The sequence below is a fragment of the Thermosynechococcus sp. HY213 genome (genome assembly GCF_031460975.1).
GTDB lineage: Bacteria > Cyanobacteriota > Cyanobacteriia > Thermosynechococcales > Thermosynechococcaceae > Thermosynechococcus.
Genome location: NZ_JAVKVB010000004.1, coordinates 143,835 through 168,934 on the forward strand (window position 1 = coordinate 143,835; position 25,100 = coordinate 168,934).

Consider the following 25,100-nt stretch of genomic DNA (forward strand, 5'->3'; position numbering starts at 1 on the left):
CTGCAATCTTAGTGACTCTTCATGACCGAGAAACCTCGTCCCCGCAAAAAAAACCGACCGACCGCGACCCGCCCTCCTCACCCCCAGCGACGCACCCCAGCTCAACCAATTCGGAAAGCACCCCCACCCCCAACTGCCGAGGATGTCCCCGAACTCCTCTATGGTCGCCATGCCGTGCTCTCAGCCCTTGAAAGTGGCCGTCCCTGCAACCGTATTTGGGTGATTCCCTCGCTGCGCTATGATCCACGCTTTCATCAACGCTTGAATGAAGCTAAACAGCAAGGAGCGATCATTGATACTGTAACCCCCGAACGCCTCGATCAACTGTGCCAAGGGGGGCGCCATCAGGGGATTGCCCTTCAGGTGGCTGCCTATCACTACTGGTCTCTTGAGGATCTCTTGGCCAAGGCCGCAACCGTGAATCAACCCGTTCTTCTAGCGGCAGATGGCATTATGGATCCGCAAAATCTCGGTGCCATGATCCGCACCGCAGAAGCACTGGGCATGCAAGGAATGATTATTCCTCAACGGCGAGCCGTGGGCATTACTGCAACAGTGGCCAAAGCCGCCGCAGGGGCGCTGGAGTATTTACCGGTGGCACGGGTGATTAACCTCAATCAAGCCCTTGAAACCCTGAAGGCGGCGGGCTATTGGATCTATGGCCTCTCGGAACGTGGCGCGGTGCCCCTACCGAAAATTACCTTCGATCGCCCCACCGTCTTTGTCGTTGGCAGTGAAGGGGAAGGGATTAGCCTACAAACCCAAAAACACTGCGATGAGATTGTCGCTATTCCCCTAGCGGGGCGCACCAATAGCCTCAATGCATCAGTGGCAGTCGGTATTGCCCTCTACGAGATCAGTTGTCAGCGATCGCCCGCTTGGGATTTGACCCAAGCATCAGAGGCCTAGGAAACCGCTACCACAGACCGCAGGGCAAAAATTTTATTGAGAACCGCCTCGACCACCTTGTCGGGAGTGGAGGCACCGGACGTAATGCCAATGGTGATTGGGCGATCGGGCAGCCAGTTCTCGGTAACGGTGAGAGCGTGATGCAGCGGTTTGTGTTCAATGCGATTCCCCGGCCCAATGCGATCGGCAGAATCAATGTGGTAGGAAGGAATCCCATGTTCAATGGCAATTTCTTGAAGGTGGGTGGTATTCGAGGAGTTGTAGCCACCGATCACCACCATCAGATCTAAGGGTTCCTTGACCAAGTTCAGCATCGCATCTTGGCGTTCTTGGGTGGCATCGCAGATGGTATTGAAGCTCATGAAGTGCTCATTGAGGCGATCGGGACCATACTTTTGGATCATCGTGCGTTCAAAGAGTTTGCCAATTTGTTCGGTTTCCCCCTTGAGCATCGTTGTTTGATTGGCAATGCCGACCCGCACCAGATCGCGATCGGGGTCAAAGCCCGCAGAACAGGCCTTGGCAAACTTGGCCATGAAGGCCTCGCGATCGCCCCCTTTGAGGATGTAATCGCAGACATAGCGGGCTTCTTCGAGGTTGAGCACAATCAAATAGGTGCCCGCAAAGGAACTGGTGGCGATCGTTTCTTCGTGGTTGTACTTACCGTGAATGATCGAGGTGAAATTGACCTTTTTGTGCTTTTCAACACTGTGCCACACCTTCGACACCCACGGGCAAGTGGTATCGACAATCGTGCAGCCCCGCTCATTCAGCAGTTGCATTTCTTGGACACTGGCACCAAAAGCGGGCAAAATCACCACATCCCCTTGGCGCACCTCACTAAAGTCCTTTGCCCCATTGACCACCGGAATAAATTCCACGGCCATTTGCCGCAGGCGCTCATTCACCGAGGGATTGTGGATAATTTCATTCGTGATCCAGATGCGCTCGGTGGGAAAGTGGGTGCGGGTTTCATAGGCCAAGGCAACGGCACGTTCTACCCCCCAACAAAAGCCAAAGGCCTCCGCCAAGCGAATCGTTACATCTCCCTGTTGCCAGCGATAGCCATTGGCGCGGATTTGTTGAATCAGCGAACTTTGATACTCCCCTTGCAGCTGCTGGTTTACTTCCTCACCGTGACCAAAGCCTTTGCGGTGGTAGTTTTCGGAACTGTGTAGCGATCGCTTGAATGCGCGGGTATCCATTGGTTTTCCTCTGAAGCAATCTGTATGGTATTTTGACACACTCTATAGCGCAATCATGGGGCGAACTCCCCGTTGTGCCAACTCCTGTACCGTTTCTCGCGCCCAGCGATCGGCGGCCAAAATGTCCTCTAGGGTAGGGTTGTTAATGTTTTGGGCAGAGTAGCGATCGCAGGTCATCTCAATCAGGCGGGGAATCTCAAGGAACGAAATCGCCTCGGCAATAAAGAGCGCCACTGCCTGTTCATTGGCAGCATTCAGGACTGCCGGCATGGCTCCCCCAGCGCGACCCGCCGCATAGGCCAGCCCCATACAGGGATACTTTTGGTGATCCGGCGATCGAAAGGTTAAATCCCCCGCCTTCACCAGATCCAGTGCCGACCAATTCGTGGGAATTCGCTCTGGCCACGAGAGGGCATACAACAGCGGCAACCGCATATCTGGCCAGCCCAACTGCGCCAGCACGGAGGTATCCTGCAACTCAATCAGCGAGTGGATAATGCTTTGGGGATGGATCACAATCTCGATATTGTCGTAGTCCATGCCAAAGAGGTAGTGGGCTTCAATCACCTCTAGGCCTTTATTCATCAGGGTTGCCGAGTCCACAGTAATTTTGGGTCCCATTGACCAGTTGGGGTGTTTGAGGGCATCGGCCACCGTCACTTGCGAGAGTTTTTCCACCGGCCAATCACGAAAAGCGCCTCCGGAAGCAGTGAGAATAATTTTCCGCAGTCCTCCCTCGGGCACCCCCTGCAAACACTGAAAAATCGCCGAGTGCTCAGAATCAGCGGGCAAGAGCTTGACACCGTACTCCTGAAGCAGCGGCAAAACCACGGGCGCACCGGCAATCAGCGTTTCCTTATTGGCCAAGGCAATATCTTTACCCGCTTTAATGGCGGCGATCGTCGGCACCAGACCGGCACAACCAACAATGCCGGTGACCACAACATCGGCATCCCCATAGGCCGCTACCGTCGCAATACCGCATTCCCCCGCCACCAGTTGCGGTTTTTGGGGCAGATCGGCCAGTGCCGCCTCTAACTCTGGCAGTTGCTTGGCATCGGCAATACTGACAATCTCCGGCTGAAATTGGCGAATTTGCGGAATCAGTCGCTCCAAGTTGCGCCCGGCAGCAAGGCCAACAATACGAAAGCGATCGGGATATTGGGCAACAATGTCAAGGGTTTGGGTACCAATGGAGCCAGTGGAGCCAAGGAGGGTGAGTGCCTTCACAGTTTTTGGGGGAGGGTCAGTGGACACCTTAATATCTACCGCAGGAGGGGACACAAGGCAAACCCATACCTATTCCGTTGAGAATAGCAAGAGGCGTTTCTCTAGTCTTTCCCAGTCATGGTGTTACCCCTTTTCCAACTGGTGCAGCAACTAAATCATAAAAAGGCCGAATTTCTCAGCTATGACACCGCCCTAGCTCAGGTGCGACAGGCCTATCAACAGGCTCTCAAGACATGGCAGCAGCAAACCATTGCCGACATTACCGCTGCCATTGATCCGCAGATCCCAGATTGGGGGGCACGTCCTATTGAACCATGGCATCAGGGGTGGCGCATTCCCTTGGGGGTACAGTGGCCCCATCGTCAGGCGGCGCGGGAGTGGGCAATGACTCAACTCATGGATGTCACCACTGTGGCGGTGGATGGTTCCCAGATTGTGCCCAGTGAAGAGCTATTTTTGCCCGTGGGTGTGGTACAGGCGGGGTGGTTTCTCAATCCCCATCGGCGCGATCGCCCCTACGCCAAGGAAATTGTCCTTGAACTAATTACACCAGCGGAACTGCGCCAAGCGGAAGAACAGTTGCGACAGCCGCAAATTTATCGCTTCCACGAACGCTATATCCACCTGCGCCGCTTTGAACTGGAACTAAAAACCCTTCGGGAGCGCATGGCCGAGGTAACCGCACCCGCGTTGCTATTGTTTGATGGCTCCTTTGTGGCCACGTTTGCCGAGTCCTATGCCCCCGAGTGGCAGAGGCGATATGTGGCGGCACTGTGCCAAACCCTTGCCGCGAGCCGGCAACACCAGATTCCCTTGGTGGCCTATATTGATAGCTCTCAGGCACGGGATTTGGTGACCCTTTTAGGACATCTGGAGCAGCTGGCGCCGAGTCCCCACCTCTCGGATGCCCAACTGTTGAGCACGGTGTTGACCCAATGGGGCGATCGCTCCCCTGTGTTTATCTGCGATCGCGGCGGCATCCTTGAAAATTACGGTGCTTGGGCCAAGGGCATTGGCTTTTGCTACCTCAAGGCCCATCAAGGCTATCCCGTGCGCCTCGAACTCCCTCTCTGGCTCTACGAAGCGGGCTTACTGGATCAGGTGATTCGCTGGCTCTGCGGGGAGCTGATTACCGGTCAAGGCTATCCCTATGCCCTTGAAGCTGCCGATCAATTGGCCGTTCTCCAAGGGAGCGATCGCCAAGCCTTCCTCAAGCAATTGCAAGTCTGGGCAGAGGGCGTCGGCATGGAACTGCGCTTTAGTCGCAAATGGGTGAGTAAGCAGCAGCGGCGTTAGCTCTATTGGGACGAATTTTGCAGCGCCTTCAGTGCCTGTTCCAATTCCCCTTGCGACCTCGGCATCCAGTCTTTGCCCCGCAATCGCCGCAACATTTCTAGGGCTTCCTCACGGGTTTGACCAGTATTTTGTTGGTGCCGTTGCCAGAAGTCGTCCCACCAGCCGGGGGGTTCCTGCTTGCTGCCTGTGTATTCCGTGGGGCGCCCAGTGTCACCATCAATCACGAGGCTGCCGACATAATCGGCATTGCTATAGACCTTGGCAATTTGATCATGGATGTGGCGCATATCTTCGGCAGCAACAACGCCATTATCGGTGGCTTTATAAAATTGCACCGTGACGCGGATGGGGAAGCGGGGATCCCGCTCGATCGGCAGGTTATCAATTTCAGTGAAGGGGCCTTCCACCTTGCCATAACTAATGACTGCCGCCTCGACATTGGAGCGACCAGCGCTAGGTGCTGCCTCCATGAGGGCGGGGGCGGGCATCGAGAAAGGGGGCATAACCGATCGGGGCCGAGGGGCTTGCTTCAGGGGCACTTGGATCAGCATCACCATATTCATTCCTGCTGCCTCCGCTTGGGCAGAGGTGATCTCGCCACCGCCGCTTCTCACTCCAAAATCACTGGCGCGTTGTCCCACTAGGCTCGCCCGTTCGCCATTCTTATTGAAAAATAATCGCTGTCCCCACGTCCTGCCGGCTTCAAAGGCATCCCGCTTGTTGTCAATAACGGTGGCACTGGTACCTTGGCGCGTGACCAAAATGGCTAAGACGGCTGGGTTCTTTTCATAGCTTTGGTAGTTAAACAGCACAGGGTTAAAGGTGGCTTCCCCTTGGGAGGGAATGGGTAGGAAACAGGCTTGGGCACTGACGAGGACATGGCTATCGCGATCGGCCAAAAGGGAGCGACGATTTCCTGCCCACGATCGCGGGTTGTGGAGATACTTGCGGAAGTTACCAAGAAATTCCTTGAGGTTGACCCGTTGGAGTGGCTTGCCCTTTTCATTGCCCACAAGGATAAAGAAGCGCTCAAGGGGAATATCCGCTGTGCGATCGCTAAAATTGGGAAAGCGAATCACGGGCATCAGACTCAGTTCATAACCCTTGGTGCGTGGGTTGTACTGCTGAATTTGAATCGTCATGTCACTGATATTAGGGCCGACGGCAGAGTTGTGGTAGCGAGCGGTGTCCTCCCATGTGATGTCAAGAATGTTCAAACCATATTGCTCGGCAAGCCGCCGCGCTTCTGAGTTGTGGATCATACTGCGGGTGCGCTCAATGACTTGGCGATAGCGATCATAATCAGCCACAGAAACGCGCGGTGGCGGTTCAGGTTTAGAGAGTGGCGAGGGGTTTGATTCAATTCCCCAATTGGGTTGACCTTGGGCAGCGGACATAAAGTTTTCTCCTGGGGAGAGCAACTTCCCCGCTAAAAGGGTACCGAGAGCGAGTAAACCAATGAGGCCAAGGGAGAGTTTGAGGGGCACAGCCATAGTAGCGTTCTGAATCCTACCCTCTAGCCTAGTCAAGGAGACTGAAAATCCTGCCATGGTTTCACTTTTTGCAACAGGGTTTTAGGATCAAAAAGCATCCTTGCCCGCAAATTGCCTGTGTTATCCGCTGCTGAAATTCGCGATCGCGCCACCCACCTCAAATCAACACTTCCCCCCCATGTCCGCCTGATTGCCGTGAGTAAGTTTATGCCAGCGGCCGCGATTCGGGCTGCCTACGAAGTTGGCATTCGGGATTTTGGCGAAAGTCGCGTCCAGGAAGCAGCCAGCAAACGCGCTGAATTGGCTGACCTCACGGATATTACTTGGCATCTCATTGGCCACCTGCAAACCAATAAAGTGCGGCAGGCGCTGCAACTCTTTGACTGGATCCACACCGTTGACCGCTGGAAATTGGCCGAGCGCATCAATGCCATTCTTAGGGAAACCGACACTCCCAGTCCCCACTGTCTATTGCAGGTGAAGCTCCGCCCCGATCCCCAAAAACACGGCTGGGAAAGATCCGAACTGGAAGCAGCTCTGCCCCAACTCGATGCCCTCTCCCATCTGCGCTGCTGTGGCCTAATGACGATTCTGCCCTTGGGGTTGCCTCCCGCAGAACAATTGCAAGTCTTTCAGGAATTGCGGGCTTGGGGCGAGGAACTGCGTACAAAACCGTGGCAGCAGCTGCAGTGGCAGGAGTATTCCATGGGTATGACGCAGGACTATCCCCTTGCGGTACAGGCCGGGGCAACCATGGTGCGCATTGGCACGGCGATTTTTGGCGATCGCCAAGCAACGCTAGAAATTCACCACGAGTAATGTCCTTGGAAGGGGTTGGTTCGGGAATCATCGCCGGTGGCGGAAAGAGGGGACTGCCCGGCGACCAAAGTTCAACGCTATCGCAGTGCTGATCGTAGTACTCAGGATCAGTGGTGACCCGCACCGCTTGGGGTAGGCCGGGGGCAAGGTAGGCCACATCTTTGCTACCAAGGCCAATTTTGACGGTGACGCCCGGCGGCAGTAGGTGGGGTTGCTCAAGCAGCGATCGCAAGTCGGCCAAGGTATAGGCGGGTTCAGACTGGGGCGGTAGGCTCAAGTCCAAATCAGGGACGGGATCGAGATCAACCGTAGCCGTAGGCGAGGTGGCGGCCATGTCGGAATTCATGCCCGCGGGCGATCGCCAGTGCTTCCTCGGGTGCCAGCTTCCAGTTGGGCGAAAGCGGAATCACCCCCCCACAGTAGGGACACGTCATCGTTCGCGCCCAGAGGAAATTTGTTGGGATAGCATTTGGGTTGGGTTCGTTAGGAAAGTAAGGTAATAGTCTCTCTTCCCGTCGCTTGAGAAATTCATTTTTGAGGCGGTTAAATTCCTCTAAGAGAGCTTTGCCATATTTGGCAGGCCATTCGTAGGTGGCTTTTTGAACCAGAACAGCTACTCGTCGGGCAGAGTCAATTTTTCGTCTAGTTGCAACAGGATCGCAGCGCGAGGCCAACGAATTGATGGAGAGCGAGCGGGGAAGCGTCAGAAAAGAGAGAGTTGAGTCGCAGGACGGTATAGACACCAGAAAGACTTCATCGCGCCGATGCTGTTTTCAGGATATTTGAATGCGGTAGGGTTTGTGAGCTGGCTGAGTCAGTACTGTTTGCCGGCGTTAAAGAGACCTTCGTTGTTGATGATGGATAATGCACCGATTCATCCGAAAGGGGCGATTCAGGAAGCGGTCAAAGCGGCGGGTCACGAGGTGTTATTTTTACCGAAATACTCTCCTGATTTGAATGTGATTGAGCACGACTTCAGTGCGTTGAAGCGAGCGCGGATGTATGCAGGGTCAAACAGTTCGATTGATGAGGTGATGCGCAAGTATTGTGCTGGATGATATCTCATGCTTTATTGGAATAGCTATAGGTTCACTTCAATAATTTGCGGCCGATCCCCTGCTGTAGAAGTGGAAAAGTTGACGACAACCCCTACAGGAATTTTGAGGGTTTCCATATACTTCTTGACTTGCTTGACTTCCTTATCGCCAATGTTCTGAACAGCCTTGAGTTCAACGACTACAACCGCTTGGCCATGGTCACGCACAATGAGATCGGGAATGGCCTCCCCCACAAAATAACCGTGAAAGAAAATCGGTACCTTGCGTTGTTCTTCGTACTCAATTTGCCGTTCCCGCAGGGCAACCTCAAAAGCTTTTTGATAGATGGCTTCGCTGAAACCACTGCCTAATTCTTGGAAGATGTCTTGGGCAATCTCCTGAATAAGCTGGATCCAGTGTCTCATAGGGACGTAGCGTGCTGACGGTACCAAGCAATTGTACGTTCTAAGCCTTCTTTGAGGGGAATTTGGGCACGAAACCCAAAGGCCTCTTTTGCCTTAGTGGTATCTAGGCAGCGGCGGGGTTGACCATTGGGCTTATCGGTTTGCCATTCAATCTGGCCTTGAAAGTCCATCAGGTCGCAGATGAGTTCAACTAAATTCTTAATGGTGATTTCTTCACCCGTACCGAGGTTAATCGGATCAGGATGATCGTAGGCTTGGGTGGCCATGACAATCCCACGGGCAGCATCTTCAACATAGAGAAATTCGCGGCTAGGGCTGCCATCCCCCCACACGGGAATCACCCTCTCCCCCTGTTGCTGAGCAATGTAAACTTTGCGAATTAAAGCAGGAATCACATGGGAACTCAGGGGGTCAAAGTTATCCCCCGGCCCATAAAGATTCACGGGCAAGAGATAGATACCATTAAAGCCATACTGCTGCCGATAGGCTTGCAATTGCACGAGAAGGGCTTTTTTAGCAATGCCGTAGGGGGCATTGGTTTCTTCGGGGTAGCCGTTCCAAAGATCGCTTTCTTTGAAGGGAACAGGGGTAAATTTGGGATAGGCGCAAATCGTCCCCACACAGACGAATTTCTCGACTCCCGCGCGATAGGCACAATCAATGAGTTGTGCCCCCATCATCAGGTTGTCATAAAAAAGTTCAGCGGGCTTGACTTGATTGAGGCCAATTCCCCCCACATGGGCAGCAAGGTGAATGATAATATCTTGGTTTTGAACGACGGCTTGGCAAGCAGAGAGTTGGCGTAGGTCGTAGTCGCGCGATCGCACCACTGTGATTTGCTCAGGCACTGCCCCGGCGTTTTGCAACTGCGCCACCACTTGGCGTCCCAAAAATCCCGCCCCACCGGTGACAAGAATCCTTTTTTTACTGAGATCCATCACTAGTCTGCCTTACTGATAAACTGCCGCTGGGCAATGAGATCCAGCACGGTGTCGGAGGTGGTTTTGGGGGTTGTTCCTTGAATCCCCACCGCATGGAGATCCGCTTCCACCATCAACGCCACCAGTTCCGGAAAGGTAACCGAGGGCTGCCAGCCCAAAACGGTTTTGGCTTTGGTTGGATCCCCCAAGAGTAAATCCACCTCTGTGGGACGCAAATAACGGGGGTCAAATTCCACATAGTCCTGCCAGTTGAGACCGACATGACCAAAGGCGAGTTCTAAAAATTCCCGCACGGAGTGGGTTTCGCCTGTGGCCACCACATAGTCATCGGGTTGCTCCTGTTGCAGCATCAGCCACATGGCACGCACATAGTCCTTGGCGTAGCCCCAATCTCGCTTCGCTTCTAGGTTCCCCAAATACAGCTTGTTTTGCTGGCCAGCCACAATGCGGGCAACGGCACGGGTAATTTTGCGGGTCACGAATGTTTCACCGCGCCGCGGGGAGTTATGGATCCAGCCTTGGCCAATACCGGCATGAAAGGTGCCAGAGGTGGTTGCCAAATCGAATACCCATCCTTCATGGGCGATCGCGTGGGCTTTAATGACTTCGTCCTTGGGTTTACAGAGATGCTGTCCCGATTGGGTGGTCTGGGGACTGTTCAAATTCAGCTTGTAGTAGGTGCGATCGCCCCGTTCTTCGAGGCCAAGGGTAATACGCTGCTCCAAGGTGGTGCTCACCAACCAATAGAGGCCTGCCGCCAATACGGGTGAAGCCGTGCAAAAGCCCTGAAATTCATAGGTACAAGGGGTAGTGCGCAAACCATCCCCAGCGTTAAAGCCCTCAAGAAACGCCAAGCGAGCCGCATGATCAGCGTTGAGAATGCGTTGGGGAATCCGCTTGTGACCCTCACGGGTATAGATTTGGGGGTAGAGGTAGCGGCCATAGTCGCAATTGCCATTGAGATGCAGTTGGGTCACAGGCTGAGCGTTTGGGAAGCTGCTCGCAGCAGTGTACTCACTGGTATATCCTGCGGCAACTTTTCGCCATGTGGCACTGACCCGCGCCAATAATTCTGGGTCTTGGCTAGCGACTTTCACTTTACCGTCAGGGGTAAGATGCCCCTCTGCAACTAGAATCCCGAGGAGCCAAGCTTCGCTGGGGCTGACATCCACTTGCTCCGTAGGGGGGGGCAGATCAATGAGGGCAAGGCGATCGCCCACCTGAACCTGCTGTGTCTCCTTCGCACAGGGCGTTTCCCTATCGAGGACAAAAACTTGATGATCAGCAGTTGTTTCGTAGAGAGCCGCCCCTGCCATGATCCGATGAACGGTTTTATCGCCGCCATTCCAAGTGGCCGTCATACAGGTCACACTGGTCCAGCCTTCGGCATCCCAGACCTCAAAGCGATCCTCGGGTGCCAAGTCGGTTGTGTAGCGTTTACCCTGCTTGGGATCACTGCGATGGGGAACAACATCGGCAATGGGCAGAATATCCATCAGTCCCCGCCGCCGCAGAATCACTGGTGTGGTGCCAGTCACACACTCATGGTTAAAGAGAATCCCATTACAGGCAAAAAGATTATAGGCCTCGCGATAATTCACCGTTTGCCAGTGGGCATAGACCTTGGCACAGGCATAGGGACTGCGGGGATAAAAGGGGGTCGTTTCCCGCTGCGGCACTTCCTGCACAAGGCCAAACATCTCCGAGGAACCCGCTTGGTAAAACTTCACCTGTTTGCCCGTGCGCTCTTGGTATTCGCGAATCGCCTCTAGGAGTCGCAGCGTCCCCATGGCCACCGTTTCGACGGTGTATTGCGGCGCATCAAAGCTCACCCGCACATGGGATTGCGCTCCCAAATTGTAAATTTCATCGGGCTGGCTCAGTTCTAAAATCCGCCGTAGGGTACCGCCATCGGTGAGATCGCCATAGTGCAGGCGCAGGGCAGCCCCCTCTTGGTGGGGGTCAACGTAAATGTGGTCAATGCGATCGGTGTTAAAGGTGGAGGTGCGGCGAATAATGCCGTGGACTTCATAGCCCTTCTCAAGGAGTAGCTCACTCAGATAAGATCCATCTTGACCCGTGATGCCGGTAATTAATGCCCGCTTGCGATCGCCCATCCTTTATTGCCTTGCGCCTAAACGTGTTTGTTCTGGATAGCCCACAGCCCGCTTTAATGCGGCTAGGGAGCGATTATAGTTCAAAATGGCAGCAAGAAGGTTCCCTTGGGCTTGGGTCAAATTCGTTTCGGCATTAGTGACTTCTTGTTGCGTTCCTACCCCTGCTTGAAAACGCAGCCGAGCGAGGCGCAGCCCTTCAGTGGCTTGGGTAACCGCTGTCCGTGCTGTAGCAATGTTTTTCTCATTGGCTCTGAGATTGGTGTAGGCTGTTTCCACCTCTAGGCGGATGATGTTTTTCTGATTGGCATATTGTTCCTCAGCGGTTGCTGCAAGGGCTTCTTGGCGAGCCGCACTGGCGCGGGCATTGCCGCCATCAAAGAGGGCTAATTGCATTTGCAGTCCTACCCCATAGCCAAAACGAGGTGCCAGATCATCGGTGACCTTGTCCAGCAGATTGCCACTGGCAAAGAGACTCAGTTGGGGACGGGTAGCCGCCAATACTACCTGACGATTGTTCAGGGCAATCGTGCGCTGTAGCAGCCGCTGCTCTAGCTCAACACGGTTCTGATAAGCAAGGAGAATACTATCCTCAAGGGAAAGTGACCATTCTTCAGCGGGTTCAACGCGGTCAGCGATCGCCACATCCGCCGTCTGATTCACATTTAAGCGCTGCGCCAACTGTCGCCGAGTGGTGATTTCCAAATGGCGCGCTTGGCTCAAGTTTTGTTGGGCATTGGCAAGGTTCACCTCGGCAGTTAACACATCCAATAGAGTGCCAATCCCGGCTTGCTCAAAGGCTTTAGCATCCCGCAGAGTCACTTGGGCGTTGGTTACCGCCGCTTCAGCAATTTGCACCTGTACCTTTGCCTGTTGTGCCAAGTAATAGTCATTGGTTACCTCAAGGATCAGTTGCTGGCGTTGACGCTGTACCTCCAGTTCACTGAAGCGCACTTGGTTGCGAGCTGCTGCAATGGCCGCCGATCGCCCGCCCCCCGCAAACAACGTATAGTTCATCACTAGGACTGCATTCGATGTTGCCCCACTCGTCGCCCCAAAAAGATTGGTGAAAAAGTTCGTAAAATTGAGTTGATTTACTGGTGCAAGGGTAATGGGAGTGAAGTTGGAGGGGGTAGCCGCCTGACTGGCACTATTTTGCAGTTGTTGCAGTTGCTGTTGCAGCTCAAGGTTTTGCTGATCCGAAAACGCCGTGAGTTGGGGGCCTTGAAATCGCTGTTGTAGTCGTTGCACCTGAGTATTCAAAATACGGCTGGCGGCCAGTTGCTGAGCGAGAAGCTGTTGCTGCGCCTGTTGCTGTTGCTGCTGTTGTAAAGAGAGTTGCTGCTGAAAGTTGAGGGGCAGGTAGGCAGGCTGGCCACCGGGGGAGGTATTTTGGCCAATGCTGGCTTGAAACGCAAGGGTGGGATAAAGCTGTGCTTGCACCTGTCGCAGTTGTGCCCGTGCCCGTTGTAGTTGTAGCTCACTAATCTGGAGGCCAATGTTATTGCGAATCGCCACCTCAATCGCTTGCTCGAGGGTGAGGGGTTGATTGAGATCAATGTTGACCGTTTCAGGAAGCGCCAGTCTATCGGGATTGGGGTTGAGGGGCGTGAGGACATCCGAGGCTGGCGTTTGGGAAGATGCCTGTGCCACTGGAGTCGTGGTGTGTGTAGCTTGAACCGAGCTAGACAGCGTCACGGGGGCGATCGCGAGGAGTCCGGCCATCAGCATTGTCTTGGGATTCAAGGCAAGAGCATTCATCATGAGGACTTAGACGCACAACCTACTCAACTCAGCCCCTAGAGGAATTCGCCTAAGCACCGCTAAAGCTTGCCAGCATCCAGCCATGTGCTTCACTCCCACAACACACCCATTCTGCAAAACTCTAGCATGGATTCTCGATTGCGATCGCCCCCTAGAGCAACAGCCGCAGACCACCAGGATTGAAAAGGGGGAGAAAACTGATCTACAATAAGGAACCCTCAAAAAGGAGAGGTGGCTGAGTGGTCGAAAGCGGCAGATTGCTAATCTGTTGATAGGCAGGTAACTCCTATCCGAGGGTTCGAATCCCTCCCTCTCCGTTGAAGAAAAGATCATCAAACCAATAGCTGACACTTATCCTTTGCTACCCCTCAGCAAAGCGCGAACGGGGCAAGGGCAGGAGATAATGAATTCACATAAACATCTTTGGGATAAGACGATGGCCAGCGACTTAGCAATGACAATTCTCCCCGGTATGACCGTGAAGGTCACCAATCCCAACGATACCTACTACCAATTTCAGGGGATTGTACAGCGGGTTACAGATGGCAAAGTGGCAGTGCTCTTTGAAGGCGGGAACTGGGATAAATTGGTTACTTTTCAGACCAGTGAGCTAGAGCCAGTGGTGACCACGCCCAAAGGAAAAGCGAAAGCGAAAAAGTAAACGATGGCGCGGCGATCGCCTCCCCCCCAGCCCTTTGCGGAAATTATCCAGACAGCAACGGATCACTGCATTGCGCAGTGCCACGAACCCGCTAGCCTCGATTTTCCCGTGGTGCCCGCCTTGGGTAGTTGGGTGCGGATTCCTGAAGGCGATCGCGTCATTTATGGCGTTGTTGCTTATGTAGTAACGGCTCCCCTCGACACCATTCACCGTGCCACCGCCTTGGGGTTATCGTTGGAGCAACTACGGCAAGAGCAGCCCCATATTTTTGCCATGTTGAAAACTGAGATCACGATCGCCATCACTGGCTTTCAGGAACAGGAACGCTTTTATCACCACTTGCCCCCCCGCCCACCCCAAATGCACCAGCAGGTCTATGGCTGTCCTGTTGAGGAAGTGATTGCCTTCAGTGGTACATTGACCTTTTTGCGAACACTGTTGACCCTGCGCTATGGTCCCGGCGATGCCTTGGTGGCGGCAACGCTGCGTTCCTTGTATCAACTCCGCCAGCGCGATCGCCAGTGGCTGGTGCAGGCAGCCCAATACCTGAACCGACTCCTCAAGGATGACTACGATCGCCTGCGGGGCATTATCGAGCAGTTATGATAGCGGGCAAAACAAAAGCAATCACCATCCCCAGCAAAATAACAATTTCTAGGCTCAACAACACTTGATTGGAAGGCTTGAGCCTACCGCCACGCCACCAGTTCCCGATCCGCCGCTCCTCTGGAATGAAAAGCGAGGAGTGCCAAAATCGCGATCGCCCCATGGGCAAGGCGCAGCAGAAGGGGTTGATAGGGAATCGGTTTGGCCATCGTTATTGACGAGCGGGATGTAATTGCTTGACGAGGCGATCGTACTGCTGCGTTTCCGCCCAATCTAGAATTTCCCGTGCCCGCAGCACCGGTAGTGGGTGAGTCAGTTGACTGGCCTGCAATTCCTTGAAAAGGTTGTACCAACCCCGATCAGCGGCCTCATAGTCACGTGCTTGGGCAATGAAGGCATCGAGATTCAGGCGATCGCTCCACTGGGGCGAGCCACCACAGAGTTTCATCAGCACCGAGGCCACAACCCGCGGGTCTTGGGTCACCAACAAGGCCGCGCGATCGCAGGTGAGTTCAGCACAGCGCAACCAATGCATCAATTGGGTTTGCAGTCCTTGCGCCAAGAGCAAGCCCCAAGGGGAGAGTTGACTGGTGGCAAACAGCAGCAGGTTGGCGATCGTCAGATACACGCCATGCTCGCACTTGAGATGTCCCAACTCGTGCGCCAGTACTGCCTGCAATTCCTTGGGTGTCAGCAATTCCACAAGGGAGGAGTGCAGTACCACAAAGGGCTGCTTGCCCCGCATGGCAAAGGTATAGGCATTGGGGACAGGATGCTGTTTCAGATACAGTTGGGGTGGCTCTAGGCCTAAAATACGGCAAGCCTCGATATGAAGCCCGTAAATGTCTGGAAGTTGCTGTTCACTTAGGCGCAGACTGCTGCCAATATTTTCAAGATAAAAGGCCTGCTCCGCCACCGAACCTAGGAGCGATCGCACGAGAAGATCTAACCCCGGCAGTTGTTGGAGGGCTTGGGTGGCCTCGCGATCGCGGGGATGACGAAACTGATCAGCCCTCAGGCTGGAATACGCTGGAACAGGCATGAAATCGTGATTTTTACTTTGACCCCTCTACTGCCAATTTTAAGGTATGGCACAGGTTTCTCGCATCCCTGCCAAAACGTTCGGCGGTGTTGGGCATGATCTGCGACCTGAGACCAAAAAAAGCTACGGCAAGTGCACCCATCGCTTGCTCCTAGATTAGGTGCTCACCTTTACCGTAGCCTTCTTTAGTCAAGGGAGTTTTAGTTAAAAGGCGTCATCCTCCTCTTCCTCCCCATAGTCATCGTCCTCGTCTAGGAGTTCGTCCTCTTCATCGTCAGCATCACTACTGGCGAATTCAAAATCGCGAGTCCGTCCAGTGATCTTTTCAATCACGTGGGGCGCCGTTTCATCGTCAATGAGGACATCCTCACCGAGGTCAGCAGTCACATTGACCGTCATTGAGGGGGGTTCGGGTTCAGGGCTGATAACGTGGGTTTGACCCAAGCGATCTTCACCCTCTTCCCACTCTTCGTCGCCGTTGCTACTTTCCTCGTAGCTGTTGAAGCCGGTGCCCGCTGGGATGAGACGGCCAATGATGACGTTTTCCTTGAGTCCCCGCAGCCAATCGGACTTGCCTTCAATGGCTGCTTCCGTGAGTACCCGTGTTGTCTCTTGGAAACTGGCGGCTGAAATAAAGCTATCGGTATTCAGCGAAGCCTTGGTAATCCCCAAGAGGACAGGGGTATATTGGGCAGGTGCACCACCGGTGAGTGCCATGGGTTCGTTGGCTTGCTCCGCTTGGCGCAGACTCATGAGTTCCCCAGAGAGAACGATTGTATCGCCGGCATCATCAATCCGTACTTTCGAGGTCATCTGGCGGACGACCACCTCAATGTGTTTATCGGCAATCTCAATCCCTTGGGTGAGATACACCGACTGCACCTCATTGACCAAGAAGGATTGCACCTTCTCAAGGCTAATTTGGGCGGCTTTGAGCAACCCTTGGGGTTTGTAGTACTCAAAGTAAATGGAGAGGATGTCGTGGGGATCCACAGGGCCATCGGTGAGGGGGTCAGCGAGATTGACCTTTTGACCATCCACCACCAAGGGGTTTTGACCCGGCAGGACAGGGTATTCCTGAATCGTGCCATCCTCTTCAATGACTTTGATATCTACGCTGTCATCACTGTTGTAGGTGACTTGACAGGTGCCGGGGCGCACAGCCAGCACGCATTTTTCCTTAGGATGGCGCGCTTCAAGGAGTTCTTCAATCCGAGGTAACCCCTGAATAATGTCCCCCGTTTTCGCCCGCTCAAACACCAACAGGGCGAGGTTATCCCCGCGCTGCACAAGGTCACCGTCCTCAATTTGCAGCACTGCCCCCGGCGAGACAAGGTAGGGACGAGCTAAGCGCAGGATCACGTGCTCATCGGCCACCGCCATGACCGCTGCTGTTTCTGGGGCAGTCACCCCCTTGGCCAGTTCATCGCCGGGACGCACGAGATCGCCAACTTTGACCGTGGGTTTAGCCCCGTTGGTCTCGATCCGCAGGCGATCGCTCTCAGTAACGACCAGAATACGGCGAACCGATTCCCCACTGCGCAAGATCCCCTGCACTTCACCTGCCTGCTTGGCTTTGATGTCCGTGCGGGCAATCACGGCACCGGGGCCAATGTGATCGCCATCCTTGACCAAGAGGGAAGTAAACGTACTGCCTTGGGTTTGATCGGCAGCAATGTCACGGCGAATCACCAAGGATTCCAGAATCACCAGTTGGAGGCGCTGGGCTTCTGGATCCACCTCATCCGTCACAATTTCAATGTCAGCAGCCAGTTGGGGGGCTTCGCTGCCAATTTCAAGGACTAACTGTGTCCGCAGCAGATCAACGCCATCAACGGACTTAACTCGCTCATCGTGTTTGTAGGGCAACCGCTGCACAGCCCGCAGGCGAATGGACTGTCCTGAGCTATCACTGGAGTCTTGGCTGGGTACCGATGGCTCATCAGGCACGCTAAATTCTTGGACGGGGCGCAGCAGAATCGCTGGTCCTTCGGGAGTGTCCTCCAGATAATCCACTTGCGAGAGGGTTTCGACCACAAGGCCGGGGAGTACCTCTTCACCCGGACGCGCCAACACACCATGCTTCAGCCGCGCGGCTTCCGGATCATCCACAAGGTGCAGTTCGCCGGGCTTGATAATAATTTCCCGCAGGATGTCGTTTTTCTGGATGACTTCGACGACACCGCTGTTTTGACAGAAGATGTCCTTGACAACCTCCGTCCCTGCTTCGACGTATTGGTTGTCCTCGACCATGAGCAGCGAGATGTCTTTATTGACCTCATGGGTTTCTTCGGGAATCCACAGGAGCGTCCCCCCCTTGAGGACTTCGTAGCCCTGCTTGGCTTTGCCTTTTTTGGCCACTTCAATGTCGGCATATTTGAGGATACCGCCAGTCGTGGTGTGGTAGCGATCGTCAATGAGTTCGGCCACCACTTGACCATTGGCAACTTTCGTACCGGGGGCAGCTTTCAAGGAGAAGCGCTGACCAGTGGCGGTTTCAATAATGTAATGCTCGCGTCCCTGCTGGGTTTCTTTGAGCACCTTGGCTTTATCGAGCATCACCGAGGCAGTAATAATTTCCACCTCGCGACCGCCTTTGCTGTCCTGTTGCTCAGGGAGACGCACGACACCGCCATGCTCGGTTTTCACCGTAGTTTCTGCCAGCACGGCTCCGGCTTCAATGCGATCGCCATTTTTCACCACTGGCTCCGCACCGGGGGGCAGGTTATAGACTTCCCCAGACAGTACCCAAATCAAGCCACCTTTGGGGGCAATGCGCGTTGTGGTGCCTTGGCGATCGCGCTTCTCCTCTGCTTCGAGGTTGACGAACTTCACTTGACCCGCCAAATCCGAGGCCACATCCTTGGTCACTTTCTCCGTGGACTTGCGGACACTGCGGGAGGCCTGCGCCACTTCCGCCAACAATTGACCCGCTGCAACGGTTTCACCCTCTGCCACTAGCACAATTGACCCTTGGGAGAGGTCAAATTCTTGGCTTTGCTGACCACCTTTGATCACAAGCTTGCCAGCGGTTTCGACAATAAAGGCATCATCCCCGTGACGAGTGCGGTAGGGACGTACCCGTAATTTCTTGCCGTACTCCACCGTGCCAGCAAAGGGAGCGCGTTCTTGGCGAGCCACTTCCCCCGTAAACACCCCACCGGTGTGGAATGTGCGCATGGTCAACTGTGTACCAGGTTCACCAATGGATTGAGCCGCAATAATTCCCACCGCTTCCCCCATATCCACCAGTTGGGCATGGGCAAGGCTCCAGCCGTAGCAGAGACGACACACAGAGCCAGTGGCCTCGCAGGTAAGAGGCGATCGCACCACTACTTCTTCGATACCCGCATCAACAATTTTCTTCGCTAGATCAGCAGAGATGGCTTGATTTTTGGCCACCAGCACTTCGCCCGTTTCCGGATGGCAGACATCATTGAGCACCACTCGACCCAAAAGCCGATCCTCTAGCGCCAGTACCTTATCCCCCACCGTCATACTGCGCAGCGTAATGCCCCGCTCCGTTTCACAATCCTCTTCGCGGATAATCACATCTTGAGAGACATCCACCAAGCGCCGGGTCAGGTAACCGGAGTCCGCCGTCCGCAGTGCTGTATCCACCAGTCCTTTACGCGCACCGTAGGAGGAGATAATGTACTCCGTCACCGTCAGCCCTTCGCGGAAGTTGGTTTTAATCGGCAGGTCAATGATTTCCCCTTGGGGATTGGCCATTAACCCCCGCATTCCCACCAACTGGCGCACCTGCGAGAGGTTCCCCCGTGCCCCCGAGAAGGCCATCATATACACGGAGTTGAGGACATCAGTATTACGGAAGTGCCGCACCACCTCGTTTTTCAGTTCTTCGTTGGTGGTGTTCCAAGTGTCAATCACCTTCTGGAAGCGTTCTACCTCCGTAATTTCACCCCGCGAGTAGCGCTCTTGAGCGGTTTTAATTTCCTTTTCAGCAGCTTCGAGGAGTTCCTGTTTTTTCGGGGGCACGAGCAGGTCATCAACACTGATGGAGACGCCGGCGCGGGTGGCATAGCGAAAGCCAAGGTCTTTGACTTTGTCGGCCATTTCCGCTGTGCGGGCGGTGCCAAAGTTACTAAACGACCAAGCAATTAGGTTCCGCAAGCCTTTTTTGTCAATGATGCGGTTAAAGAAAACAGGCTTTTTCTCAGTCATGGTGTTGGGGTCTCCCAAATTAACTGGCTAGGGCTTCTTGAATCGTTTGGTTGTAGATGATGCGACCGGGGGTGGTGCGGATGTATTGGGAAATCAGTTGACCGTTAGCATCCTCCTTGACCCGCCGCAGGGAATACTCCAGTAAACGGGAACCATCTTCATAGGTCGTAATCTGAGGTTCACTGGTATCACCATCGTCCACCTCACCGTCGTAGCGCACCCAGACAAAGGCATGGAGCGGCAAGTGTCCCTGTTCGTAGGCCATGACCACGTCTTGGAAGTTGGCATAGTAGCGATCGCTATAATCTGGCAGCTTCGGATTTTCTGCCGTCAAGTAATAGCAACCCAAAACCATGTCTTGGCTGGGAGTAATAATCGGCTTGCCCGTGGCCGGCGACAGAATATTATTTGAGGCTAGCATCAGCATCCGCGCCTCCGCTTGAGCCTCAATCGAGAGGGGCACGTGCACCGCCATTTGGTCACCGTCAAAGTCCGCGTTGAAGGCAGGACACACCAAGGGGTGCAGTTGAATGGCACGCCCTTCCACCAGAATCGGCTCAAAGGCCTGAATCCCCAAACGGTGGAGGGTCGGCGCCCGGTTGAGCAGCACGGGGTGACCCTCAATCACCTCCTCCAGCACATCCCAAATTTGGGGGTCATTGCGCTGGATCATCCGCTTTGCTGCCTTAATGTTGTTGACAATTTGTTGGCGAATCAAGCGGTGAATCACAAAGGGCTGGAAGAGTTCAATGGCCATTTCCCGAGGCAGGCCGCACTGGTGCATTTGCAGTTTTGGCCCCACCACAATCACCGAACGACCGGAGTAGTCCACCCGTTTCCCCAGCAGGTTTTGGCGGAAGCGACCCTGTTTCCCCTCAATAATGTCGGAAAGGGACTTCAGGGGACGGTTATTGGCGCCCACTACCGTACGACCGCGACGACCATTATCAATCAGGGCATCCACCGCCTCTTGAAGCATGCGCTTCTCATTCCGCACAATAATCTCGGGGGCGAGAATCTCTTGCAGGCGGGCAAGGCGGTTGTTGCGGTTAATGACGCGGCGGTACAGGTCATTAAGGTCAGAGGTGGCAAAACGCCCGCCATCTAACTGCACCATTGGCCGCAGATCCGGTGGAATCACGGGAATGACCGTCAAAACCATCCACTCCGGCTTTGCTCCAGTGGCAATGAAGTTGTCAATGACCCGCAGCCGTTTGATCAGCTTGGCGCGTTTTTGCCCCTTGGAGTTGAGGATTTCCTGCCGCAGTTGGTCGGCCTCCCCTTGCAGATCTAAAGCCTGAAGCAGGCGTTGAATGGCTTCAGCCCCAATACCCACCTCAATACCCTCTAGCTCCGAGTCTTCGCTGTAGATCTCTTCTTCAATTTCCTGCCACTGATCTTCGCTTAGGAGCTGCTTGTAGCTGAGACCGGGGTGATTGCCCGGATCTAGCACTACATAGGAGTTGAAATAGACAATTTGCTCTACATCCCGCAGGGGCATATCCAGCAGGATCGCCATGTAGCTGGGAATCCCCTTCAGATACCAGACATGGGTCACTGGGGCAGCCAACTTAATGTAGCCCATGCGATGGCGGCGCACCCGCGATTCGGTGACTTCAACGCCACAACGTTCGCAGACAATGCCACGATGGCGCACCCGCTTGTATTTACCGCAGTGGCACTCCCAATCCTTAGCAGGACCAAAAATCCGCTCGCAGAAGAGGCCGTCCATCTCCGGCTTGAGGGTGCGATAGTTAATGGTTTCTGGTTTAGTCACCTCGCCCACCACTTGACCGTTGGGGAGCGTGCGCTGCCCCCATTGGATGATGCGCTCCGGTGACGCGAGAGACACTTTTACATAATCAAAGCGTTGCTCGATTCTGGGCATAAACTCACAAATCCTTTGGCGGTGAATGGATCAAGGGGGCGATCGCCCCCCAAACAAGCTGACTCAGTTCTAAGTGTTTAGAATGTCGTTGCCCCTTCTTTGTCGTCCGTGTCGTCGAGGGCACTGTAGTCAATTGTGGGTCGTGCCGGGGTACGGCGAGGGCTGACATCCACCATCAAATCCACCTCGGGGTCAGGTTTCATTTCGCCATCGTCATCAAAGCTGGGAATACTGGCCTTGCGCACGGAAATATCCAAGCACAGGGATTGCAGCTCCCGCATCAGCACCTTGAAGGACTCTGGCGTGCCCGGTCGGGGAATGGATTGCCCTTTAACAATGGCATTGAGGGCTTCATTGCGTCCTTGCATATCATCGGACTTGACCGTCAGCAACTCTTGGAGAATATAGGCGGCACCATAGGCCTCCAATGCCCACACCTCCATTTCGCCAAAGCGCTGACCCCCTTGCTGGGCTTTACCACCGAGGGGCTGTTGAGTAACCAAAGAGTAAGGCCCTGTGGAGCGGGCGTGGATCTTATCGTCCACCAAGTGCACGAGCTTCAGCATATAGGCCATCCCCACCGTCACTGGCCGGTCAAAGGGTTCACCGGTGCGGCCATCATAGACGACCATTTTGCCCGGATCCTCAGGATTAAAGACCCAATCTTGACCCGTGACTTCTTTGGCCTCTTGTAGCTTGGCATGGACGGTTTCGCGGGATTTTTCCTTGCCGTGCATTTCATCAAAGGGAGTAATTTTGAACCGACGACCAAGGCACTCCCCAGCCCAGCCCAGCAAACACTCATAGACTTGCCCCACATTCATCCGTGAAGGCACCCCCAAGGGATTGAGGACAATATCCACGGGGCGACCATCGGGCAGGAAGGGCATATCCTCCACCGGGAGAATGCGGGAAATAATCCCCTTATTGCCGTGGCGGCCGGCCATTTTGTCCCCCACCTGAATTTTGCGCTTCTGGGCCACATAGACCCGCACCACCATATTGGCACCGGGGGGTAGTTCATCTCCCTGCTCACGGGTAAAGACGCGCACATCGACAACGCGACCTTTTTCACCATTGGGCACCCGCAGGGAGTTATCCCGCACATCCCGCGCTTTTTCACCAAAGATGGCACGCAGAAGTTTTTCTTCGGGGGGCTGATCCGATTCCCCTTTGGGGGTGACTTTACCAACGAGAATATCGCCCGCCTCGACAAAGGCACCGATGCGGATAATGCCGTTTTCATCTAACTGTCGCAAGGCATCCTCGGACACGTTGGGCACTTCGCGGGTAATTTCCTCTGGTCCAAGTTTGGTTTGCCGCGCCTCGATCTCGTACTTCTCAATGTGGATGGAGGTATAGACATCCTCTTGAACTAGCCGCTCGCTGATCAGGATGGCGTCTTCGTAGTTGTAGCCTTCCCAAGGCATATAGGCCACAAGGATGTTTTGGCCAAGGGCTAGTTCGCCCCCCTCAGTGGCGGAGCCATCAGCAATCACCTGTCCTGCCTGCACGCGATCGCCGACAAAGACAATCGGTCGTTGATTCAAGCAAGTATCTTGGTTGGAGCGCTGGTACTTTTGCAGCGTGTAGGTCATCTCAGGGCCGTTATCGGTTTTGACGCGAATTTGATTGGCATCTACATAGGTGACCACACCATTGGTCTGGCTGAGAATCACCATCCCAGAGTCCCGTGCTGCCTGAGCCTCTAGACCTGTACCCACTAAGGGACGGTGCGGTCGCAACAGGGGGACTGCCTGCCGCTGCATGTTGGATCCCATGAGGGCACGGTTGGCGTCATCGTGCTCTAGGAAGGGAATCAGCGAGGTGGCCACAGAGATAATCTGTACTGGCGAAACTGCCACGTAGTCCACCTGATCGGGGGTGGTGGTGGTGAAATCTTGACGATAGCGTACCGGCACCACATCCCCAAGGATGTAGCCGTTTTCATCGGTGGGCACATCCCCCGGTGCTACCCGCTTATCATCTTCTTCGTCAGCGGTCATGTAGATAGGCGGCTGATCCCTCAGGACGCGACCATCTTTCACCGGATAGAAAGGCGTCTCAATAAAGCCATATTCATTGACGCGGGCATGGGTGGCCAAGGAACCAATCAACCCAGCGTTGGGACCTTCAGGAGTTTCAATGGGGCAAATGCGACCATAGTGACTCGGGTGAATATCCCGCACCGCAAAGCCCGCCCGCTCACGGGTGAGCCCCCCAGGGCCTAGGGCACTCAAGCGCCGTTTATGGGTGAGTTCCGCGAGGGGGTTGGTTTGATCCATGAATTGGGAAAGCTGGCTAGAGCCAAAGAATTCCTTAATGGCCGCCACCAATGGCTTCGGATTCACCAGCGAAGTGGGCGTCAAAGAATCCGTGTCAGACACCGTCATCCGCTCGCGGATAATCCGCTCTAGGCGATTAAGGCCAACGCGCACTTGGTTTTGCAGCAATTCACCCACAGAACGGACGCGGCGGTTGCCTAGGTGATCAATGTCATCAATCGTGCCCAGATCAAACTCGAGGTTAATTAGATAATCAATGGCCGCAAGAATATCTTCTGGGGTGAGGATGCGTACCGAGTCGGGAATATTCAGCTGCAACTTGCGGTTGAGCTTATAGCGACCCACCCGGCCAAGGTCATAGCGTTTGGGATCAAAGAAGCGCGACTCCAGAAGCTGTTGTCCCCCTGAAACCGTGGGCGGCTCCCCTGGGCGTAGTTTTTTGTACAATTCAATGAGGGCGTCTTCTTCGGAGAATTTGCCTTCTTTTTCAACAGTTTTTTGGTAGTACTCGGGGTGACGCAGCCGCTCTAGAATTTCGCTATCGGTTAACCCCAAGGCCTTGAGGAGAACATGGGCTGAAAGCTTGCGGGTTTTGTCAATGCGCACCCACAGCAAATCATTCTTGTCGGTTTCAAACTTCAGCCAAGCCCCTCGGTTAGGAATCAGGCTGGCATTGTAGGTACGGCGACCATTTTTGTCGGTTTCTGATTTGTAGTAAACACCAGGACTGCGGACAATCTGGTTGACAATGACGCGCTCTGCACCATTGATAATAAACGTGCCGCGATCGGTCATCAGGGGCAGATCGCCGATGAACACATCTTGGTCAATGATATTACCATTTTCTTTGTTAATGAGGCGAGTCGGGACATACATTTGCATTGAGTAGGTGGCATCCCGCCGCTTGGCCTCATCGACGCTATACTTCGGCTCCTTGAGTCGGTAGTCCTTGGCCAAAAAGTGCAACTCAATTTTGCCGGTATAATCAGTAATGGGGGAGAAACTCTCTAGCTCTTCAATGAGTCCTTCTTCCAGAAACCATCGGAAGCTGGCCCGCTGAATCTCGACAAGGTCTGGCAAGGTAAAAGCGGGTGGCGTGTAAATCTGATTACTAGCCATGTATATCCTCTAGAGGGTATCGCTAAAACGCGGATCTTGCATCTTAAATGAAGAGGCGTTGCCCTGTCAAGCACACCAAAA

17 protein-coding genes, 1 tRNA gene and 3 pseudogenes are annotated in these 25,100 nt (G+C 54.3%); 7 read left to right on the forward strand and 14 right to left on the reverse strand.

Annotation, left to right across the window (positions count from 1 at the left end; all coding sequences use genetic code 11):
- Positions 1–21 precede the first annotated feature (21 nt).
- Positions 22–909: a 23S rRNA (guanosine(2251)-2'-O)-methyltransferase RlmB gene (gene rlmB, locus RHK62_RS01965; RefSeq protein WP_310453193.1), complete on the forward strand. Its 888-nt coding sequence runs from the start codon at positions 22–24 to the stop codon at positions 907–909.
- Here rlmB and RHK62_RS01970 read toward each other — a convergent pair.
- Both RHK62_RS01970 and RHK62_RS01975 read right to left on the reverse strand, forming a co-directional pair.
- Positions 906–2,114 carry a 4-hydroxy-3-methylbut-2-enyl diphosphate reductase gene (locus RHK62_RS01970; protein ID WP_206200843.1) on the reverse strand — a complete coding sequence of 403 codons (1,209 nt, stop codon included), beginning with the start codon at positions 2,112–2,114 and terminating at the stop codon, positions 906–908. The genes rlmB and RHK62_RS01970 overlap by 4 nt on opposite strands.
- 42 nt (positions 2,115–2,156) lie before the next feature.
- On the reverse strand, positions 2,157–3,344 hold the full coding sequence (locus RHK62_RS01975; protein WP_302679142.1) for a 1-deoxy-D-xylulose-5-phosphate reductoisomerase: 1,188 nt from the start codon (positions 3,342–3,344) through the stop codon (positions 2,157–2,159).
- Between the two features lie 117 nt (positions 3,345–3,461).
- Between RHK62_RS01975 and RHK62_RS01980 the strand changes: the two genes are divergently transcribed.
- On the forward strand, positions 3,462–4,640 hold the full coding sequence (locus RHK62_RS01980) for a DNA double-strand break repair nuclease NurA (RefSeq protein WP_206200844.1): 1,179 nt from the start codon (positions 3,462–3,464) through the stop codon (positions 4,638–4,640).
- A 2-nt stretch (positions 4,641–4,642) separates the two neighbouring features.
- Here the strand turns inward: RHK62_RS01980 and RHK62_RS01985 are convergent, their stop codons facing one another.
- Positions 4,643–6,133, reverse strand: a complete 1,491-nt coding sequence (locus RHK62_RS01985; protein WP_225901620.1) for a hypothetical protein — start codon at positions 6,131–6,133, stop codon at positions 4,643–4,645.
- Between the two features lie 117 nt (positions 6,134–6,250).
- Between RHK62_RS01985 and RHK62_RS01990 the strand changes: the two genes are divergently transcribed.
- Positions 6,251–6,952, forward strand: coding sequence for a YggS family pyridoxal phosphate-dependent enzyme (locus RHK62_RS01990; protein WP_310453223.1), 702 nt, complete (start codon positions 6,251–6,253; stop codon positions 6,950–6,952).
- Between the two features lie 302 nt (positions 6,953–7,254).
- Here the strand turns inward: RHK62_RS01990 and RHK62_RS01995 are convergent, their stop codons facing one another.
- On the reverse strand, positions 7,255–7,386 hold the full coding sequence (locus RHK62_RS01995) for a hypothetical protein (protein WP_255521481.1): 132 nt from the start codon (positions 7,384–7,386) through the stop codon (positions 7,255–7,257).
- Between the two features lie 255 nt (positions 7,387–7,641).
- Here RHK62_RS01995 and RHK62_RS02000 point away from each other — a divergent pair.
- A pseudogene (locus RHK62_RS02000) lies at positions 7,642–8,010 on the forward strand (transposase); the annotation flags it as partial.
- A 23-nt stretch (positions 8,011–8,033) separates the two neighbouring features.
- Here RHK62_RS02000 and RHK62_RS02005 read toward each other — a convergent pair.
- The 5 genes and pseudogenes from RHK62_RS02005 to RHK62_RS02025 all read right to left on the reverse strand — a co-directional run bounded on the left by RHK62_RS02005 (position 8,034) and on the right by RHK62_RS02025 (position 13,233).
- Complete coding sequence (locus RHK62_RS02005; protein ID WP_302678709.1) at positions 8,034–8,414, reverse strand: GxxExxY protein; 381 nt, start codon at positions 8,412–8,414, stop codon at positions 8,034–8,036.
- The gene (locus RHK62_RS02010) at positions 8,411–9,352 is read right to left on the reverse strand and encodes a GDP-L-fucose synthase (protein WP_149820529.1); all 942 of its coding nucleotides are present in this window, start codon (positions 9,350–9,352) and stop codon (positions 8,411–8,413) included. The genes RHK62_RS02005 and RHK62_RS02010 overlap by 4 nt, the downstream gene beginning before the upstream one ends.
- A 2-nt stretch (positions 9,353–9,354) precedes the next feature.
- A pseudogene (locus tag RHK62_RS02015) lies at positions 9,355–9,864 on the reverse strand (GDP-mannose 4,6-dehydratase); the annotation flags it as partial.
- A 1,032-nt stretch (positions 9,865–10,896) separates the two neighbouring features.
- Positions 10,897–11,472 (reverse strand): annotated as a pseudogene (locus RHK62_RS02020) (GDP-mannose 4,6-dehydratase); the annotation flags it as partial.
- A gap of 3 nt (positions 11,473–11,475) precedes the next feature.
- Complete coding sequence (locus RHK62_RS02025; protein ID WP_310437945.1) at positions 11,476–13,233, reverse strand: TolC family protein; 1,758 nt, start codon at positions 13,231–13,233, stop codon at positions 11,476–11,478.
- Positions 13,234–13,458: 225 nt separating this feature from the next.
- Between RHK62_RS02025 and RHK62_RS02030 the strand changes: the two genes are divergently transcribed.
- The 3 genes from RHK62_RS02030 (at position 13,459) to RHK62_RS02040 (ending at position 14,500) form a co-directional block, all read left to right on the forward strand.
- A tRNA-Ser gene (locus RHK62_RS02030) sits at positions 13,459–13,550 on the forward strand.
- Positions 13,551–13,669: 119 nt separating this feature from the next.
- Positions 13,670–13,894 (forward strand): NAD(P)H dehydrogenase subunit NdhS, encoded by a 225-nt coding sequence (locus RHK62_RS02035; RefSeq protein ID WP_399377902.1) that lies wholly within the window; start codon positions 13,670–13,672, stop codon positions 13,892–13,894.
- 3 nt (positions 13,895–13,897) lie between these two features.
- Positions 13,898–14,500 (forward strand): HAS-barrel domain-containing protein, encoded by a 603-nt coding sequence (locus RHK62_RS02040; RefSeq protein WP_310453194.1) that lies wholly within the window; start codon positions 13,898–13,900, stop codon positions 14,498–14,500.
- An 83-nt stretch (positions 14,501–14,583) separates the two neighbouring features.
- Here RHK62_RS02040 and RHK62_RS02045 read toward each other — a convergent pair whose 3' ends face one another.
- The 5 genes from RHK62_RS02045 to rpoB all read right to left on the reverse strand — a co-directional run bounded on the left by RHK62_RS02045 (position 14,584) and on the right by rpoB (position 25,019).
- The gene (locus RHK62_RS02045; RefSeq protein ID WP_302677173.1) at positions 14,584–14,709 is read right to left on the reverse strand and encodes a hypothetical protein; all 126 of its coding nucleotides are present in this window, start codon (positions 14,707–14,709) and stop codon (positions 14,584–14,586) included.
- A gap of 2 nt (positions 14,710–14,711) precedes the next feature.
- Positions 14,712–15,542, reverse strand: coding sequence for a M48 family metallopeptidase (locus RHK62_RS02050; protein WP_302678712.1), 831 nt, complete (start codon positions 15,540–15,542; stop codon positions 14,712–14,714).
- Between the two features lie 204 nt (positions 15,543–15,746).
- Positions 15,747–19,727, reverse strand: a complete 3,981-nt coding sequence (locus RHK62_RS02055) for a DNA-directed RNA polymerase subunit beta'' (protein ID WP_302678713.1) — start codon at positions 19,725–19,727, stop codon at positions 15,747–15,749.
- Between the two features lie 19 nt (positions 19,728–19,746).
- Positions 19,747–21,615: a DNA-directed RNA polymerase subunit gamma gene (locus RHK62_RS02060; RefSeq protein WP_302678714.1), complete on the reverse strand. Its 1,869-nt coding sequence runs from the start codon at positions 21,613–21,615 to the stop codon at positions 19,747–19,749.
- A gap of 77 nt (positions 21,616–21,692) precedes the next feature.
- Positions 21,693–25,019 carry a DNA-directed RNA polymerase subunit beta gene (gene rpoB, locus RHK62_RS02065; RefSeq protein WP_302677177.1) on the reverse strand — a complete coding sequence of 1,109 codons (3,327 nt, stop codon included), beginning with the start codon at positions 25,017–25,019 and terminating at the stop codon, positions 21,693–21,695.
- Between the last annotated feature and the right edge of the window lie 81 nt (positions 25,020–25,100).

Bases quoted from the DNA above. Each gene is read 5' to 3' on its own strand.
- rlmB (WP_310453193.1), top strand. From the start codon at position 22: ATGACCGAGAAACCTCGTCCCCGCAAAAAAAACCGACCGACCGCGACC.
- RHK62_RS01970 (WP_206200843.1), bottom strand. From the start codon at position 2,114: ATGGATACCCGCGCATTCAAGCGATCGCTACACAGTTCCGAAAACTAC.
- RHK62_RS01980 (WP_206200844.1), top strand. From the start codon at position 3,462: ATGGTGTTACCCCTTTTCCAACTGGTGCAGCAACTAAATCATAAAAAG.
- RHK62_RS01985 (WP_225901620.1), bottom strand. From the start codon at position 6,133: ATGGCTGTGCCCCTCAAACTCTCCCTTGGCCTCATTGGTTTACTCGCT.
- RHK62_RS01995 (WP_255521481.1), bottom strand. From the start codon at position 7,386: ATGACGTGTCCCTACTGTGGGGGGGTGATTCCGCTTTCGCCCAACTGG.
- RHK62_RS02005 (WP_302678709.1), bottom strand. From the start codon at position 8,414: ATGAGACACTGGATCCAGCTTATTCAGGAGATTGCCCAAGACATCTTC.
- RHK62_RS02010 (WP_149820529.1), bottom strand. From the start codon at position 9,352: ATGGATCTCAGTAAAAAAAGGATTCTTGTCACCGGTGGGGCGGGATTT.
- RHK62_RS02025 (WP_310437945.1), bottom strand. From the start codon at position 13,233: ATGATGAATGCTCTTGCCTTGAATCCCAAGACAATGCTGATGGCCGGA.
- RHK62_RS02035 (WP_399377902.1), top strand. From the start codon at position 13,670: ATGGCCAGCGACTTAGCAATGACAATTCTCCCCGGTATGACCGTGAAG.
- RHK62_RS02040 (WP_310453194.1), top strand. From the start codon at position 13,898: ATGGCGCGGCGATCGCCTCCCCCCCAGCCCTTTGCGGAAATTATCCAG.
- RHK62_RS02045 (WP_302677173.1), bottom strand. From the start codon at position 14,709: ATGGCCAAACCGATTCCCTATCAACCCCTTCTGCTGCGCCTTGCCCAT.
- RHK62_RS02050 (WP_302678712.1), bottom strand. From the start codon at position 15,542: ATGCCTGTTCCAGCGTATTCCAGCCTGAGGGCTGATCAGTTTCGTCAT.
- RHK62_RS02055 (WP_302678713.1), bottom strand. From the start codon at position 19,727: ATGACTGAGAAAAAGCCTGTTTTCTTTAACCGCATCATTGACAAAAAA.
- RHK62_RS02060 (WP_302678714.1), bottom strand. From the start codon at position 21,615: ATGCCCAGAATCGAGCAACGCTTTGATTATGTAAAAGTGTCTCTCGCG.
- rpoB (WP_302677177.1), bottom strand. From the start codon at position 25,019: ATGGCTAGTAATCAGATTTACACGCCACCCGCTTTTACCTTGCCAGAC.